The organism is Massilia sp. FBCC-B171 (assembly GCF_059134155.1).
Genome location: NZ_CP101443.1, coordinates 3,503,786 through 3,520,700, shown reverse-complemented (window position 1 = coordinate 3,520,700; position 16,915 = coordinate 3,503,786). Strand labels below are relative to the sequence as shown.

The window sequence follows — 16,915 nt, the reverse complement described above, 5'->3', positions numbered from 1 at the left end:
TCTTTTTCCATCGACGGGTTAGGTTAGAACTTGTAGTTCAGCGTTGCGCGCACGGTGCGTGGGTCACCGTAGAACGCGGTTACGGTGTTGAAGAAGCCCGAGAAGTTATAGCCTGCCACCTTGTAGCGCTTGTCCGCCAGGTTGCGGCCATGCAGGCCGAACTGGATCTTGCGGTCGGCGCTGGTCCACACCAGGCCCGCATCCCACAGCGTATAACCGCTCTGGGCCAGCGCCAGGTTGCCCGGGACGGTCGGATCGAGCGCAGGGATGCCTGGCGCGCTGACGATCTCGGTCTGGTAGACCTTGCTCTTGTACGACAGGCTGTTGGCCAGGCTGAGCGAACCGTTGCGGCCCAGGAGTGCGAACGGCCAGTCGTAGTTCACGCCGATATTGGCGGCGTTGCGCGGCGTGTTCTGGAATTCGGTGTTCGGCGCGATGTTGACCAGGCCGGTGGCATTCGCGACGAACCATTCCTTGTAGTTGGCGTCGATGAAGCTGTACATCGCGTTGACGCTCAACTGGTTCGTCACGTAGGCGATCGCTTCCAGTTCCACGCCCTTGATCTTGGCCTTGCCGGCATTCGTCAGGCTGCCGGCGAAGCCATTCACGGCGCCGGCCGCGTTAAAGGTCGGAATCGAGCCCGGCACCTGCACGTTCTTGTAGTCGGTGTAGAACACCGCCGCATTGGTCTGGATGCGGCCGCCGTTCAGCGCCGACTTCAGGCCCAGCTCGATGGTGCTGACTTCCTCCGGCTCGACGCCCTGGCGCTTGACCAGCGAGGCCGCGCTGTTCGGGCCGCCGGTGGCGACCAGGTCCATGCGCGGATCGAACATGCCGCCCTTGAAGCCCTTGGCGAAGGTGCTGTAGACATTATGTTCGGGCGCCAGCTTCCAGCCGAAGCCGACCTTCGGTGTGAACTTCTTGTCGGTGCGGTGCAGGTCGTTCGGGCCGAGGTCGGTGTTCGGTGCGGCGGCGGGAATGGCGGCAGGATTGCCCAGGTTCGGCGAGCCGGCCAGGCCGAGGTAGGTGCGCTTGAAGATGGCGGCCTCGCGCTGGTCGTTGGTATAGCGGCCGCCGAGGGTGATGTTGAAAGTATCGGTCAGGCTGTAGCTGGCATCGGCGAACACGGCCCAGGTCTTGGTGTCGATGTCGTCGCGGGTCAGCAGCGACAGGCCGCCGGCTGCGTTGTACAGCACGTCGAATTCGTTGAAGGCGTTGGTCTTCATGAAGAACACGCCGGCGACGCCCTGGACGCGCGAACCGGTGTAGGTCAGCTGGAATTCCTGGCTGGTCTGTTTGTCGCTGTAGATCGACGGCGCTTCCCAGGTCGGCGTATTGAGCGAGTCGAAGTCGATCGGGGCATACGAGAGCGACTTGCGGTGAGCGGTGATCGATTTCACCGACAGGGTCGGGTCGATGGTGTATTCGAGCAGCAGCGATTGGCCTTCGGTGGTCACCTCGGACTCGTGGCCATTGACCGCATACAGGTTGGCGCGGGTGTCGTAGAAGTCGCCCAGCGGAGCGAGGTTGGCAGGGGCCGGGCCCGCGGTCAGGCGGTAGCCCTGCTTTGGTTCGGACTTGTCGACCGTCTTGTCGGCGGTGAAGCGCACGAACAGGTCGCTGGTCGGGGTCAGCTCGGCACTGAAGCGGCCAGCCAGCACGTCCTTGTTGTAGTTTTCGCGGCCGTTGACGACGTTGCGCCCGAAGCCGTCGCGGTTAAAGGTGCCGACCGTCGCGCCCAGGCGCAGCATGTCGGAGACCGGGACACTGCCTTTGAGAACCAGGTCTTTTTGGCCGTAATTGCCGACGGTGGCCTTAACGTCGAAGGTCGTCTTCGATGCCAGCTTGCGGGTCACGTACTTGACAGCGCCGCCAATCGTGTTGCGGCCGTACAGCGTGCCCTGCGGACCGCGCAGCACTTCGATGCGCTCGAGGTCATAGATGTCGGTCAGTGCGCCCTGTGGACGGGCCAGGTAGACGTCGTCGAGATAGATGCCGACGCCTTGCTCGAAGCCGGCGACCGGGTCTTGCTGGCCGACGCCGCGAATGAAGGCGGTCAGCGTGGTATTGGTGCCGCGCGAGGCTTTCAGCGTCGTGTTAGGGACTTTTTCGGTGAGGGCGGTGATGTCGGGGATGGCCTGCTTTTCCAGCTCGGCGCCCGAGAGCGCGGTGACGGCGCCCGGCACGTCCTGGATCAGTTCGGCGCGGCGGCGCGCCGTGACGATGACCTTGTTGACGGTGCCGTCGGCGTTGATGGCGCCGGCCTGCGTTTCCTGGGCTCCTACGGTTTGCTGGGCATGGACGATTCCGACCGGGCCGCCATAGATGGCCAGCAGTACGGCGGTGGAAATGGCAGAACGGTTCAACAGCGCAAGCTTGTTGTTACTAACACGCATTTCTTGTCTCCTAGTTTTTTGATATGGCGGCATGCTCGGAATCGCACGAAGAGCAGTGTGCACCTGTTCTGTCTGGCTGAAAAGACAAGGCAGCGCCCACCCCTTGTGCGTGAATGCACAGCTCCCTGCACCATGCTGGGGCGGCCGTCATGCAGGAGGAATGCTGCAAGTGCACAATTTGTGTGCTCTCAAACATGCATATGGGAATAGATTGCCGGAGGAATGTGCACTGGTGCACAATAGCCAGCATTGACATTTGACAATGCTCCGATGAATACCTTGCCTGAGTGGACCGATCTCCGATTCTTCCTCGAACTGGCGCGTGCCGGTACCTTGTCGGGCGCCTCGCGCCGGCTCGATGTCGAGCACACCACCGTGGCGCGGCGCATCGACCGCCTCGAAAAAGAGCTCGGCACCACCCTGTTCGACCGTTCGCGCGAAGGCTATGAGCTGACCGAAATGGGCCTGGCGCTGCTGCCGCATGCGGAAGCGATGGAAGGGGCGGCGCTGGCCGCGGCCGAGCAGCTGGGCGGGGCCGAGGTGGCGGCGCACGGCGTGGTGCGCCTGGGCGTGCCGGAAGTGTTCGGCGTGAAGGTGGTGGCGCCGCTGCTGGTCGGGCTGCTCGATGCGAACCCGGACCTGACGATCGACCTGCTGGCGCTGCCGCGTTTCGCCAACCTGGCCAACCGCGAGGCTGACCTCGGCGTGATGCTCGACCCGCCGACCACGGGCCGCTACATGGTCACGCGCCTGGCCTCGTTTCGCTTCTACCTGTACGCCTCGCCGATCTACCTCGACAAGCACCCGCCGATCCGCCAGCAGTCCGACCTGGCCCAGCATTATTTCGTCGACTACGTGCAGGACACGCTGGCCAGCCGCGAGCTGTCCTATCTCGACGAACTCGGCTTCACCCCGCGCCGCCGCCTGTGCTGCTCGGGCATGACTGCGCAGATCGAGGCCGCCTCGCTCGGCATGGGCCTGATGATGGCGCCGCCCTATGCGGTGCCCGACGACGGCAAGCTGGTGCCGGTGCTGCCGGGCTTCTTCGCCGAGCGCTCGTTCTGGCTGGCCGCGCCGACCGATTTGTACCGCCTGCGGCGGGTCAAGGTGGTGTGGAATTTGCTGCGCGATTACGCGGACAGCCAGCCTTCGCTGTTCGTATGAACTGCATCGTCAGGCCCTTTGCGGCCGCGGACAAGGAATGGGTAAATGCGCGTGCGCGGGCCGCGTTTGCACAGTACGAGGGGGCGTATGCCGACTGGCCCAGCTTCATCGAGGGGATCGGGCGCATGGCCGACCTGGCCGCGGATGGCGACCTGTTCGTGGCCGAGTGCGACGGGATCGTCGTCGGCGCGGTGGTCCACATCGGTCCCGGCAGGCCGCGCAGTGCGGTCTTTCCCGAGGACTGGTCGGTGATCCGCATGCTGGTCGTGGCGCCCGAAGCGCGCGGGCAGGGTGTTGGGCGGCAGCTGGTGGCTGCTTGCCTCGCCTGCGCACAGGCGGCCGGTGCGCCGGCAATCGGGCTGCATACCACGCCGCTGATGGCGTCGGCGCTGCGAATGTACAGCGCCATCGGCTTCCAGCGCGACCGCGACCTGGCGCCGATCAGGGGTGTGCCGTACGGGCGCTATGTGCTGCAGGCGGATCGGATCGCGGCAGCGCTGAAGCTGTTGTAGGGTGGGCACTTGTGCCCACGCGGTCATGCCGATGCGTGCCGATCGACTGATCGACTGTTCGACAGCCGCACCGCGTGGGCACAAGTGCCCACCCTACGATATGCAACAGCCGCGGACTTATCCCTTGAACGGATTCCTCTCGTTCAGCTCATTCATGTAGTCGTCGATCCCGCCCGCCTCACGCTCGAGAAAGCGTTCGATCGCATCCGCAAACGACGGATGCGCCAGCCAGTGCGCCGAGAAGGTCCGGGTCGGCAGGAAGCCGCGCGCCATCTTGTGCTCGCCCTGGGCGCCGCCTTCGAAGGTCTTGATGCCTTGCTCGATGCAGAACTCGAGCGGCTGGTAATAGGCCGCCTCGAAATGCAGGCAGGGCACGTGTTCGAGTTCGCCCCAGTAGCGCCCATAGAGCGTGTCGGCGCTGTGGAGCACGAGGGAGGCCGCGATCGCCTGTCCCTCGCGCTCGGCGATCACGAGCAGGATATTCTCGGGCATGGTGCTGCCTAAGCGCCGGAAGAAATCCAGGTTCAGGTAGGGCGTCGAGTAGTGGGCCGCATAGGTATGGCGGTAGCAGCGGTTGAACAGCTTCCAGTCGGCGTCCGTGATGTCGGCCCCGCGCACGCGGCGCATGGTGACGCCGGCCTCGCGTACCTTGCGCCGTTCGGCGCGGATGTTCTTGCGTTTCTTTTGTTCGAGCGTGGCGAGGAATTCGTCGAAATTCGCGTAGCCAGGATTGAGCCAGTGGAACTGCACGCCGCTCCTGAGCATGAAGCCGGCATCCTGCAGCTGGCGCGCATGCGCTTCGGGCGGGAACAGGATGTGGGTCGACGAGACCTCGGTCGCGCGCTGCGTGGCCACCAGCACGGCAATCAATGCAGCCCGCGCGTCGGCATCGACCGCCAGCAGGCGCGGGCCGGCCACCGGCGTGAACGGCACGGCGCACAAGAGCTTCGGGTAGTAGTCGAGGCCATGGCGCTGGTAGGCATCGGCCCAGGCCCAGTCGAACACGTACTCGCCGTAGGAATGGCCCTTCACGTACAGCGGCAGGGCCGCCGCCAGCGTGTCGCCATCGTAGAGCGCGATGTATTGCGGCTGCCAGCCGGTCTCGGGCGATGCGCTGCCTGACTCGTGCAGGGCATGGAGAAAAGCGTAGGACAGGAAGGGGTTCGCTTCTGCTTGCTGCGCCAGCAAGCCGTCCCAGGCTGCCTTCCCGATCTCGGACAGGGAAGATACGATATGCGTGCGATAATTCAAAATTGCTCTTATACCTATTCAGGGCACCACATGAACAACCGATTCTACAACCTGTATTCCCACGGCTTCGCGCGCGTGGCCGTGGCCATCCCGCGTTGCCGCATCGCCGACCCGGCCTACAACGTCGAACAAACCCTGACGCTGGCACGCCAGGCGGCCGGGCAGGGCGCGGCCCTGGTGGCCTTTCCGGAACTGGGCCTGTCCGCCTACAGCTGCGACGACCTGTTCCACCAGAAGGCCTTGCTCGATGCATGCGAAGAAGGCTTGCGCGCCATCGTCGAGGCATCGAACACGCTGCCCCTTGCGATGGTAGTGGGCCTGCCCCTGCGGGTCAATCACCAGCTGTTCAATTGTGCGGCTGTCGTCGCCGGCGGGCGCGTGCTCGGCCTGGTGCCGAAGAGCTACCTGCCGAACTATGGCGAGTTCTACGAATCGCGCCAGTTTTCGGCCGCCGAATGCGCCGCCGTCGATGCGGTCGAACTGTTCGGCGAGTCCGTGCCCTTTGGTGCGAACCAGGTCTTCGAAGTGGAAAACCTGCCGCTGCTGCGTTTCCACGTCGAGATCTGCGAAGACGTCTGGGTGCCGGTGCCGCCGTCCTCGTTCGCGGCGATGGCCGGCGCGACCGTGCTGGTGAATCTGTCGGCCTCGAACGTCCTGGTGGGAAAAAGCACCTACCGCCACCAGCTGGTGAGCCAGCAGTCGGCGCGCTGCATGGCCGCTTACCTGTACACCTCGGCCGGGCGCGGCGAATCCTCCACCGACATGGCCTGGGATGGCCAGGCGATCATCTACGAAAAGGGCGAGCTGCTGGCCGAGTCGGCCCGCTTCCTCGACGAGTCGCACATCATCTTTGCCGACGTCGACCTCGAACGCTTGTCGCAGGAACGCATGCGCGCGACCACCTTCGCCCAGTCGGCGCGCCGCCATGCGGCCGAAGTGGCCGCCTTCCGCATCCAGCGCGTCAAACTGGCCCTGCCCTTCGAGACAACGCTGCCGCTGGCGCGCGAGATCGAACGCTTCCCCTACGTGCCGGCCGACCGCGCCTTGCGCGACGAGCGCTGCACCGAGGTCTATAACATCCAGGTGCAGGCCCTGATCCAGCGCCTGTCGTCGAGCGGAATCCAGAAGGTGGTGATCGGCGTGTCGGGCGGGCTCGATTCGACGCATGCGCTGCTGGTCTGCGCGGCCGCGATGGACCGCCTGAACCTGCCGCGCACGAATATCCTCGCCTTCACGATGCCGGGCTTCGCCACCAGCGGACGCACGCTGCAGCAGGCGCACGCGCTGATGGAAGTGGTGGGCTGCACGGCCAAGGAAATCGACATCCGCCCGAGCTGCCTGCAGATGCTCAAGGACCTTAACCACCCTTATGCCGACGGCAAGGAACAGTACGACGTCACTTTCGAGAATGTACAGGCGGGCGAGCGCACGAATCACCTGTTCCGGCTTGCGAACCATTTGAACGCGATCGTAATCGGCACCGGCGACCTGTCCGAGCTGGCGCTGGGCTGGTGCACCTACGGCGTGGGCGACCACATGTCGCACTACAACGTGAACGCCAGCGTGCCCAAGACCCTGATTACCCACCTCGTGCGCTGGGTGGCCGAAACCGGCGCCGTGGTCAAGGGCGGCGCGCAGGTGCTGCTCAACGTGCTCGATACCGCGATCAGTCCCGAGCTGGTGCCGGGCAAGGAAGGCGACGACAAGCCGGCGCAAATCACGGAGAACGTGATCGGGCCCTACGAGCTGCAGGACTTCAACCTCTATTACATCCTGCGCTACGGCTTCACGCCTTCGAAAGTGGCCTTCCTGTCCTACTCGGCCTGGCGCGCGCAGGGCGAGGGCCGCTGGCCCGACGAGCATGGATCGCGCAACGAATACGACCTCGCCGCGATCAAGCGCAACCTCTCGATCTTCCTGTGGCGCTTCTTCAAGACCAGCCAGTTCAAGCGCAGCTGCGTGCCGAACGGCCCCAAGGTCGGCAACGGCGGCTCGCTCTCGCCGCGCGGCGACTGGCGCGCCCCGAGCGATTCGGAAGCGACGGTCTGGCTCGACGACCTGGCGAATATTCCGGACTGATTTCGACGACTTTCAATACTAACTGGAGCAGACATGAAACAGATTACGTGCGTGATCAAACCGTTCAAACTCGACGAAGTGCGCGAAGCGCTGGCCGACGTGAACGTCACCGGCCTGACGGTCACCGAGGTGAAGGGTTTCGGGCGCCAGAAGGGCCACACCGAACTCTATCGCGGCGCCGAATACGTGGTCGACTTCCTGCCGAAGGTGAAGATCGAAGTGGTGGTGGACGACGCCGTGGTCGACCAGGTGGTCGACGCCATCATCAAGGCCGCCCGCACCGGCAAGATCGGCGACGGCAAGATTTTCGTGCAGGACGTGCAGCAGGTGATTCGCATCCGTACCGGCGAGACCGGCGCGGACGCGGTGTAATCAAGCCCGCCAGCCTCTACGCCGCCCGCGGGGCGCGGTGGCGCGCGGCTGCCAGGCCGGCCAGTCCCAGCAGCGACAGGGCCAGGGTGGCCGGCTCCGGCACCTCGCCCGGCGTGTCCGGCGTATCAGGTTCGTCCGGGTCGCCCGGAATGTCCGGCAGGCCCGGCGTGAAGCTGCCCAGGGTGATGTTGTCGAAGCCGATGTTATTGGTGGCGCCGGCGAAGTCTACCGAACGGGCAATGCCGTCGAAGGTGATGCCGACGGCCGTGAACCGGCAGAAGGTGCCGCTCGGGTCGCCGCCGCAAGCGTCGATATTATCGTGCAGTTCCAGCGAGGCGAGCAAGTTGCCCGTGCCGTTGAGGCCATCGAAAACGTTGACGAAGCCATTTTCGGCGCTGCTGTAGAAGAAGGAAAATCCGGTGTCGAAGCCGGCCGCGACATTCATGATCGCAGAGCCCCCCACCAGGAAGGCAACGACCGTACTCGCCGAGGGTTCGTTGGCAAAGTTGCCGGTGCCGCCAGCGTCGGAATCAATCGTGCCCAGGCTGCGGGATGAAAAATTGATGCCATAGTTGATGCCGCTGTTGCCAGCAGAGTCGGTGCCGCCATTGTAGAAATTATTGACCGAGGCGCGGTCGGCGACGCCTTCGAAATCGAGCACGATCGGGACTGCTGCGGCGATGCCGGGGAGCCCGAGGGCAAGTGTGGCGGCACAGACGATTTTTTTAAGTTTTAACACGATCTCTCCCGTTAGTTATGTGCCAGTGCTGGCATTAAGCGAAGAGCAATACGCGTGCCATGCGTAAATACAGGGCGTATGCAGGATGAATAGCGACGGCCGCTGCATAGATGTAAGTTTTTTCGACAAATAGTTACAGGATGAATGTTGTTTCCGGTATTAATCGTTCGTTGCCGGTTGCTAAACACACGGTGAGAAATCGCAACAACCTGGCCGGGCGCAGCGGCCTCAGCGCCCCATCTGCAGATCAAATTTCCACGACGCGAGCCGCATCACGCTGATCGACAGCGCACTGGTCCACAGCGCGAAATCGTGCGAGACGTCGGTGTAGAGCCCCATCAGCAGGAACATCCAGTTGCCGAGGAATGCGCACAGCGCATATGGTTTCCCGTCGCGGAACACCATCGGTACTTCGTTGCAGACGATATCGCGCAGCACGCCCCCGAAGATCCCGGTAATCACGCCCATCATCGAGGCGATGAAGATCGGCATGTTCGCGTCCAGCGCGGCCGAGACGCCTGCAATCGAAAACAGGCCCAGGCCAACTGCGTCGGCAATGACGATCAGGCGTTCGGAGACGATGTGGCGCAGGGTGCGGATCAGGGGAGATGCGATCAGGGCCAGCACGAAGATCAGGATCGCGTATTCCTGGTGCGTGACCCAGAACAGCGGGCGCCGGTCGAGCAGGATGTCGCGCAGCGTGCCGCCGCCGAAGGCAGCGATGAAGGCGACCGTGAACACGCCCACCAGGTCCATGCGCTTGCGGCGCGCTTCGATGAAGCCGGAAAATGCGCCGACCAGGATTGCCATGATTTCGATGAACTTGATGAGGGTCATGCAGCGGGCTATTCAGTGGGCATGTTGCTAGACTAACATGCGGCAGAGCCCGCGTGGGCACAAGTGCCCACCCTACGAAAAACCTAGGTCGCGCCGGCGCGCTCGGTTTCCGCCAGCGGCAGGCGCACGCTGAACACCACCTGCCCACCTTCATGCCGGTAGCTGATCTCGCCCGCGTGCTCGCGCACGATGGAGGCCACGATGTAGAGCCCCAGGCCCATGCCGGTGCGGTTCTGCGGGTTGTGCAGCGAGCTGCGCTTGAAGGGATTGAACAGGGTCGAGGCCAGTTCTTCCGCAATCGGCGTGCCGTTGTTCGCCACCTCCAGCGTGGCCCAGCCGGCGCCGGACAGGAGGCGCACCCGGATCGGATGGCCGACCTGCCCGTGGTGGCGCGCATTGCTCATCAAGTTCGACAACACCTGCGACATGCGCCCGGCGTCGGCGCGCACCAGCGTCGTCCCGGGATTCGTGTATTCATAGGTGATGTCCGGCCAGGCCAGGCGCATCTCCTCGACCATGTCCTCGACCAGCTCTGCCAGGTCGAGCGGCTCGAGCAGGATGCCGAGACCCAAGCCGCCATCGATGCGGCTCATGTCGAGCACCTGCCCGATCAGGCGCTGCATGCGGTTCGAGGACGACTGGATGCGCTTGCCCAGGGTCGGCTGGTTGCCGCCGCCGTTGCCGCGCTCGAGGAGGGTGCCGGCCATGTTGATCGAGTGGAGCGGGTCGCGCAGGTCGTGGCCAAGCATGGCCAGCAGCTGGGCGCGCGTCGATTCGGTCTGGGCGCGGCGCGCGTTCGACGCGCGCAGCAGTTCGGACAGCATCAGCCGGGCATTGCTCTGCACTGGCGCTTGCCACGCCTGAGCGCGTCCGAGCACGGTTTCCTGCCAGGCGTCGAAGGAGCCGCGCGGGGTCAGGCGCGCGCCCAGCGGACCATGGGCGACCGTCTTTTCAGGGCGTCCGGCCCAGCACACTTGCTCGATCTGCTCGGTGCGCAGCAGCAGGCACCAGCCGCCGCCGGGCGGGTCGAAGGGCAGCGCCAGCATGCCGACCCATTTGCCAAGCGTCGGCTGCAGCTCCGCCGGCCAGTCGCCGAGCTTGTCGCGCACCAGCAGGTCGCTGGCGTCGACAGGCAGGGCGCGCACGATGGCCTCGGCCGTGGCGCGTTCGATCGCGCCGAAGCTGATGACCTTGCCGTTGTGGACGCAGACCATCGCATGCGAGCCGGTCGCTTCCTGCAAGGCCTCGGCATGGTGGGCCAGCGCGTCGAGCGGCTCCTCGTCGATCAGCAACGACTCGACCAGGCTGGTGCGCACGCGCGCGGCCTGTTCGACCTGCTCGGCGTCCTGGCGCGCCTCGATGCTCTGGATGGTCGAGGCCATCACCTGGGCCAGCACGTCGGCCGCCATGCGGATCGGGTAGGGCACCTGTTTCGGCGCCATGTGATGGCAGGCCAGCAGGCCCCAGAGGCGACCGTTGATCACGATCGAGACGCTCATCGAGGCGCATACGCCCATGTTCTGCAGGTATTCGATGTGGATCGGCGAGACGCTGCGCAGCACGCTGTAGCTCATGTCGAGCGGCAGCGCGCCGGGCGCGCCCAGCAGGGGCACCGGCTGGTAGCCGACTTGCGCGATCATGCGCAGCGTGGTCAGGATATACATGCGGCGCGCTTGCGCCGGGATGTCGCTGGCTGGATAGCGCTGGCCGACGTAGGGCACCAGGTCCTCGCGGCGCGCTTCCGCCACGACGTCGCCGCTGTCGTCTTCGCGGAAGCGGTAGGCCATGACGCGATCAAAACCGGTAAATTCGCGCACCTGGCGCACCGCCGTCTCGAGCAGGGTGTCGATACTTTTCTGGCGCCGCACGCGCTCGATCGAGCTGTGCGCCTTGACCGCGAACAGGGCCACCGTGTCGGCCGCGACCTCGCGCGATTCGAATTCGGCGATGATGCGGCCGCGCGTGGCATGCACGATGCAGTCGTACTGGATAGTGCCGAGTTCAACGGCAATAAAGGCCGGCGCGCATTCGCCGTCGACCTGGCAGGCAACGCACTCTTCGAGGAGTTCGGCAGCCAGCGCCGGCAAGGGAAGGCGGTCGAAATGCTGGCCTGGCTGCAGGTTCGATAATTCAGCCGGGACGTTTGCGCTCCATCCTTCGAGCGTGCCGTCCGGCGCGAAAAACAGCAAGAAGCCATGGGGCTGGATGAAGCCCGGGATGTGGATCGGCTCGTCCGCGCAGGATTGCAGGTCGACCAGTGGCGCCGCGGACATAGGAACGATCGTACTTGACTTCAATGGATTTCCCTTATGGTTGGCGCCGCAGCCGGCAATATTTGACGAATTCTACAATGCCAGCCACTCCGGTGTCGCCTCAACAGTATTGCCCTGCATCGAGTGTTGTATTCACCCAGCATCAGTGGTCGAGCGCCGGCTTGAGCAGCACGATCAGCGCGCCATTGCCGCCGTCGGCCCGGCTGGCCACGCAGAAGGCGACGACCTCGTCCAGCTGCACCAGCCAGCTGTGCACGACCGAGCGCAGCACCGGTTCGCCGTTCGGGGAGCCGTAGCCGATGCCGTGGATCAGGCGCACGCAGCGCACGCCGCGCCGTACCGAGCGGCGGACAAAATCGCCCACCTGGCCGCGCGCCGTATCGCGCGTCATGCCGTGCAGGTCGAGTTCGTCCTGGACCGGCCAGTGGCGTTTTCTCAGCTTCTTGACGACGTCGGGACCGACGCCATCTTTTGCATAACTGAGGGTCGGGTCGTCGTCGAGCAGGCCGTCGACGTCGAAGCCGTCCGACAGCGACTGCTGCAGCACCAGGGCGTCGTCCTCATCCTGCGACAGGAAGCGGCGCTCCGGCTTCTCGCGCAGCAGCGCTTCCTGAACCGGGCGGTAGATATAGCGGTTCGATTCCGGCATCTTCCTGACGCCGTCCATGGCGCTGCGGAACTCGACGGCCCGTTCGCGCGCGATGCGCTCGCGTTTTTCGCGTTCGGCCTGCGCGATGGCGCGCAGGCGTTCGTCTTCCTTGAGCTGGTCGCGCAAGGATTTAAGGTCGGCAAAGTCTTTCATGCCCGCCATCTCCGCTACTTCTCACGCATCAGGAATCTTCGAGCGCTTCCAGGTAGCGCTGCGCGTCGAGCGCGGCCATGCAGCCGGTGCCCGAACTGGTGATCGCCTGGCGGTAGATGTGGTCCTGCACGTCGCCGGCCGCGAACACGCCCGGCACGCTGGTGGCGGTCGCCATGCCCTCGGTGCCGCTCCTGGTCTTGATGTAACCGTTGTGCATGTCGAGCTGGCCGTCGAAGATCATCGTGTTCGGCTTGTGGCCGATCGCCACGAACAGGCCGTGCACGGTCAGGTCCTTCTGCACGGCGCCATCGGTCGAACGGATTTTCAGGCCGGTCACGCCGCTTTGGTCGCCCACGACTTCGTCCAGCGTCTGGTTCAGTTCCAGCACGATCTTGCCTTCCTTGACCTTGTGCATCAGGCGGTCGACCAGGATCGGCTCGGCGCGGAACTTGTCGCGGCGGTGGATCAGGGTGACTTTCGAGGCGATGCCGGCCAGGTAGAGCGCTTCCTCGACCGCGGTATTGCCGCCGCCGATGACCGCCACTTCCTGGTTGCGGTAGAAGAAGCCGTCGCAGGTGGCGCAAGCCGACACGCCGCGGCCCATGAAGGCCGTTTCCGATTCCAGGCCGAGGTACTGGGCCGAGGCGCCGGTGGCGATGATCAGGGCGTCGCAGGTGAATTCATGCGAGTCGCCGACCAGGCGGATCGGTTTTTCGTTCAAATAGGTCGTGTGGATGTGGTCGAACACGATCTCGGTATTGAAGCGCTCGGCGTGCTGCAGCAGGCGCGCCATCAGCTCCGGACCCTGCACACCCAGCGGGTCGCCCGGCCAGTTCTCGACATCGGTCGTGGTCATCAGCTGGCCGCCCTGTTCGACGCCGGTCACCAGCATCGGGCTCAAATTGGCGCGTGCGGCGTAGACGGCGGCGCTGTAGCCGGCAGGACCGGAACCGAGGATGAGGACTTTGGCGTGTTTCTTAGTGGTCATGGGGTGCAGGTAGTGAGGTAAGAGATGGGAAACTGGGGGCGAAGTAGACACAAATCAAGGCGCCCAATGCATCCGAGATTATAGACGATGATGCATAAGAGAACCTATCTCAGCATGAATCACGGGCCTCGCGACGCCATATGCCTTAGAATGATCGGATTCCGAAATGGCGAACACATCAGCCCTGGCAGCATGAGCAAGAAGAGTCCCGCACAAACCCCAATCCCTCCCCGTCATCCGGCCCCACGGTCGCCGATGCCGCGCCGTCTCGCCCGCCTCCTGCTGGAAGCGCGCTGGATCGCCATGGCCGTCGCCTTCCTGTACTTCGTGCTGATATTGCTGAGTTACAACAAGGCCGATCCGGGCTGGTCGCACGCGAATACCGTCGCCAGCATTAGTAACCTCGGCGGCAAGGCCGGCGCCTGGCTGGCCGACCTGTTGCTGTTCATATTCGGCTTCTCCGCCTGGTGGTGGGGAGCGCTCTTCCTGCGCGCCGTCTGGCGCGGCTGGCGCAAACTGACCGACAAGCTGCCCTCGGCAAGCGAACCGGAACACCAGGACGAATTCATCGTCCGCTGGATCGGCTTCGGCCTGATGTTCGCCGGCAGCGTCGGCCTCGAATACCTGCGCATGTGGTCCTGGGACGTGGAACTGCCGCGCGCGCCGGGCGGGGTGCTGGGCCAGCTGCTGGGCCATTCCTCGCAGGTCGCCTTCGGCTTCACCGGCGCCACGCTGCTGTTGTTGCTGCTCTTCGGCCTGGGTTTTTCGCTCTTCTTCCACGTCTCCTGGCTGGCCGTGGCCGAGCGCATCGGCGAGCTGTTCGAATCGACCATGGACTGGTTCCGCATGCGCGTCGAAGACCGCGAAGACCGGCGCCAGGGGGAAGTGGCGGCCGTCAAGCGCGACGAAGCCGTGGTCACCGAGCGTGCCCGCACTGTCGAGAAGCCGGCGGCGATCGGACGCGCCGAGCCGCAGTTTGACGACGACGATGATCACGAACCGGTGCGTGCGCCGGTGCGCGTGGCGCCATCGCTCTCGGCGCCTGCCGCCCCGGGCGCGGCGGCTGCCCAGACCATGCCGATGGAGCCTGCGCCGATCAAGATCGAACCGCAGATGATGACGGTGCCGAAGGGCGAACGCGCGGTGAAAGAGCAGCAGACGCCGCTCTTCCGCGACCTGCCGGGCGACTCGCCCCTGCCGCCGCTGTCGCTGCTGGACGAACCGCCGCCGGTGCAGGAAACGGTCTCGGTCGAAGTACTCGAATTCACCAGCCGCCTGATCGAGAAGAAGCTGTCGGACTTCGGCGTCGATGCCAAGGTCGTGGCCGCCTTCCCGGGCCCGGTCGTCACGCGCTACGAAATCGAACCGGCGACCGGCGTGAAGGGCAGCCAGATCGTCAACCTGGCGCGCGACCTGGCGCGTTCGCTGTCGCTGACCTCGATCCGCGTCGTGGAAACCATCCCCGGCAAGAACTACATGGCGCTGGAACTGCCGAACCCGAAGCGCCAGATCGTGCGCCTGACCGAAATCGTCGGCTCCAAGGTCTACAACGACTCCACCTCGAATTTGACGGTCGCTCTCGGCAAGGACATCGCCGGCAAACCGGTGGTGGCCGATCTGGCCAAGATGCCGCACCTGCTGGTGGCCGGTACCACGGGCTCGGGTAAATCGGTCGGCATCAACGCCACGATTCTGTCGCTGCTGTACAAATCCGATCCGCTTGATGTGCGCCTGATCCTGATCGACCCGAAGATGCTGGAGATGTCGGTCTACGAAGGCATCCCGCACCTGCTCGCGCCGGTTGTGACCGACATGCGCCAGGCCGGCCACGCGCTGAACTGGGCCGTGAACGAGATGGAGCGCCGCTACAAACTCATGTCGAAGCTCGGCGTGCGTAACCTGGCCGGCTACAACACCAAGATCCTGGACGCGCAAAAACGCGAAGAGCACATCCCGAATCCGTTCTCGATCATGCCGGACAATCCGGAGCCGCTGGAAAAGCTGCCGACCATCGTCATCATCATCGACGAATTGGCCGACCTGATGATGGTCGTCGGTAAGAAGGTGGAAGAGCTGATCGCCCGTATCGCGCAGAAGGCGCGCGCGGCGGGGATTCACTTGATTTTAGCTACCCAGCGGCCGTCGGTCGACGTGATTACCGGCCTGATCAAGGCCAACATCCCGACCCGGATCGCGTTCCAGGTGAGCTCGAAGATCGACTCGCGCACCATTCTCGACCAGATGGGCGCCGAAGCGCTGCTCGGCATGGGCGACATGCTCTACATGCCGCCGGGTACCGGCCTGCCGGTGCGGGTGCACGGGGCCTTCGTGTCGGATGAAGAAGTGCATCGAGTTGTAAAACATCTTCAATCGATGGGCGAGCCGAATTACATTGAAGGCATCCTGGAAGGCGGCACGCTGGAAGAGGGTGCGACGGGCGGCGACGGCATGCCGGCCGGCGAAGGCGGCGGCGAGGCCGACGCCATGTACGACCAGGCCGTGGCCGTGGTGCTGAAAAACCGCCGCGCCTCGATCTCCCTGGTCCAGCGCCACCTGCGCATCGGCTACAACCGCGCCGCCCGCCTGCTCGAGCAGATGGAAAACAGCGGTGTCGTCTCGCCCATGCAAAGCAACGGCAACCGCGACATCCTCGTGCCGGCCACCCAGGCGGAGTAAGCAGGTTTTTGTAGCGGCCTGTTTGCTCCCGCACCGACCGATTACGTTGTGCAGCGTAGGGTGGGCACTTGTGCCCACGCGGTCGTACCCCTGCACGCCGCACACTCAATAAAGGACCACGATGCCAAACAACATGAAAACCACCATCGCCGCACTGATCGCCACCCTGACCATCTCGGGCGCCGCCCACGCGGCCGCGCTCGACCAGTTCAAATCCTTCGTCGCCACCACCAAGGCCGCCAAGGGCGAATTCACCCAGCAACAGCAACGCAAATCCCAGACCGGCAAGATCGCCCCGATCTCCAGCGGCAGCTTCGTCTTCGCCCGCCCCGGCAAATTCATCTGGAACTACCAGAAGCCCTACGACCAGCTGCTGCAGGCCGACGGCGACCAGCTCTATATCTACGACAAGGACCTGAACCAGGTCACCGTGCGCAAGTTGGGCAACGCCCTCGGCTCCTCGCCGGCCGCGATCCTGTTCGGCAGCAACGACCTGGAAAAGAACTTCACCCTGACCGAAGCGGGCACCCGCGACGGCCTCGAATGGCTGAACGCCGTGCCGAAATCGAAGGACACCACCTTCGAGCAGATCAGCATCGGCCTGAAAAACGGCCTGCCGGAAGCGATGGAACTGAAGGACACTTTCGGCCAGACCTCGGTGCTGAAATTCACCAGCTTCCAGCGCAATCCATCGCTGGGCGCGCAGCAGTTCAAGTTCGAGATTCCGAAGGGTGCCGAGGTCAATAAACAGTAAACAATTGTTTTAATATATAAAACAATTGTTTGTGCGTCGGCGCAGGCCGTGTGCAGCGCGGGCCCCGGCGCA

13 protein-coding genes are annotated in these 16,915 nt (G+C 64.3%); 6 read left to right on the top strand and 7 right to left on the bottom strand.

Annotation, left to right across the window (positions count from 1 at the left end; genetic code table 11):
- Positions 1-23 precede the first annotated feature (23 nt).
- Positions 24-2,396: a TonB-dependent receptor gene (locus NMB41_RS15930; RefSeq protein WP_494378786.1), complete on the bottom strand. Its 2,373-nt coding sequence runs from the start codon at positions 2,394-2,396 to the stop codon at positions 24-26.
- A 270-nt stretch (positions 2,397-2,666) separates the two neighbouring features.
- Between NMB41_RS15930 and NMB41_RS15925 the strand changes: the two genes are divergently transcribed.
- Entirely contained in the window at positions 2,667-3,560 is an 894-nt protein-coding gene (locus tag NMB41_RS15925) for a LysR family transcriptional regulator (protein WP_494378785.1), read from the top strand.
- The gene (locus NMB41_RS15920) at positions 3,557-4,072 is read left to right on the top strand and encodes a GNAT family N-acetyltransferase (RefSeq protein ID WP_494378784.1); all 516 of its coding nucleotides are present in this window, start codon (positions 3,557-3,559) and stop codon (positions 4,070-4,072) included. Before NMB41_RS15925 ends, NMB41_RS15920 begins: the two co-directional genes overlap by 4 nt.
- A gap of 117 nt (positions 4,073-4,189) precedes the next feature.
- On the opposite strand, the gene NMB41_RS15915 is transcribed toward NMB41_RS15920, so the two are convergent.
- Positions 4,190-5,323, bottom strand: coding sequence for a GNAT family N-acetyltransferase (locus tag NMB41_RS15915; protein WP_494378783.1), 1,134 nt, complete (start codon positions 5,321-5,323; stop codon positions 4,190-4,192).
- A gap of 30 nt (positions 5,324-5,353) precedes the next feature.
- Between NMB41_RS15915 and NMB41_RS15910 the strand changes: the two genes are divergently transcribed.
- Both NMB41_RS15910 and NMB41_RS15905 read left to right on the top strand, forming a co-directional pair.
- A complete protein-coding gene (locus NMB41_RS15910) occupies positions 5,354-7,402 on the top strand; it encodes an NAD(+) synthase (RefSeq protein WP_494378782.1) in 2,049 nt (682 codons plus the stop codon).
- Between the two features lie 33 nt (positions 7,403-7,435).
- On the top strand, positions 7,436-7,774 hold the full coding sequence (locus NMB41_RS15905) for a P-II family nitrogen regulator (RefSeq protein WP_192054780.1): 339 nt from the start codon (positions 7,436-7,438) through the stop codon (positions 7,772-7,774).
- Between the two features lie 16 nt (positions 7,775-7,790).
- On the opposite strand, the gene NMB41_RS15900 is transcribed toward NMB41_RS15905, so the two are convergent.
- The 5 genes from NMB41_RS15900 to trxB all read right to left on the bottom strand — a co-directional run bounded on the left by NMB41_RS15900 (position 7,791) and on the right by trxB (position 13,413).
- Entirely contained in the window at positions 7,791-8,513 is a 723-nt protein-coding gene (locus NMB41_RS15900) for a PEP-CTERM sorting domain-containing protein (RefSeq protein WP_494378781.1), read from the bottom strand.
- Positions 8,514-8,741: 228 nt separating this feature from the next.
- Positions 8,742-9,350, bottom strand: a complete 609-nt coding sequence (locus tag NMB41_RS15895; protein WP_494378780.1) for a trimeric intracellular cation channel family protein — start codon at positions 9,348-9,350, stop codon at positions 8,742-8,744.
- A gap of 83 nt (positions 9,351-9,433) precedes the next feature.
- Complete coding sequence (locus NMB41_RS15890; protein ID WP_494378779.1) at positions 9,434-11,623, bottom strand: ATP-binding protein; 2,190 nt, start codon at positions 11,621-11,623, stop codon at positions 9,434-9,436.
- A gap of 142 nt (positions 11,624-11,765) precedes the next feature.
- Positions 11,766-12,425 (bottom strand): Smr/MutS family protein, encoded by a 660-nt coding sequence (locus tag NMB41_RS15885; protein ID WP_494378778.1) that lies wholly within the window; start codon positions 12,423-12,425, stop codon positions 11,766-11,768.
- Positions 12,426-12,453: 28 nt separating this feature from the next.
- Positions 12,454-13,413: a thioredoxin-disulfide reductase gene (gene trxB / locus NMB41_RS15880; RefSeq protein WP_494378777.1), complete on the bottom strand. Its 960-nt coding sequence runs from the start codon at positions 13,411-13,413 to the stop codon at positions 12,454-12,456.
- 192 nt (positions 13,414-13,605) lie between these two features.
- On the opposite strand from trxB, the gene NMB41_RS15875 reads away from it, so the two are divergent.
- Entirely contained in the window at positions 13,606-16,089 is a 2,484-nt protein-coding gene (locus NMB41_RS15875) for a DNA translocase FtsK (protein ID WP_494382851.1), read from the top strand.
- Between the two features lie 133 nt (positions 16,090-16,222).
- Positions 16,223-16,843 carry an outer membrane lipoprotein chaperone LolA gene (lolA, locus tag NMB41_RS15870; RefSeq protein WP_494378776.1) on the top strand — a complete coding sequence of 207 codons (621 nt, stop codon included), beginning with the start codon at positions 16,223-16,225 and terminating at the stop codon, positions 16,841-16,843.
- Positions 16,844-16,915: the final 72 nt, after the last annotated feature.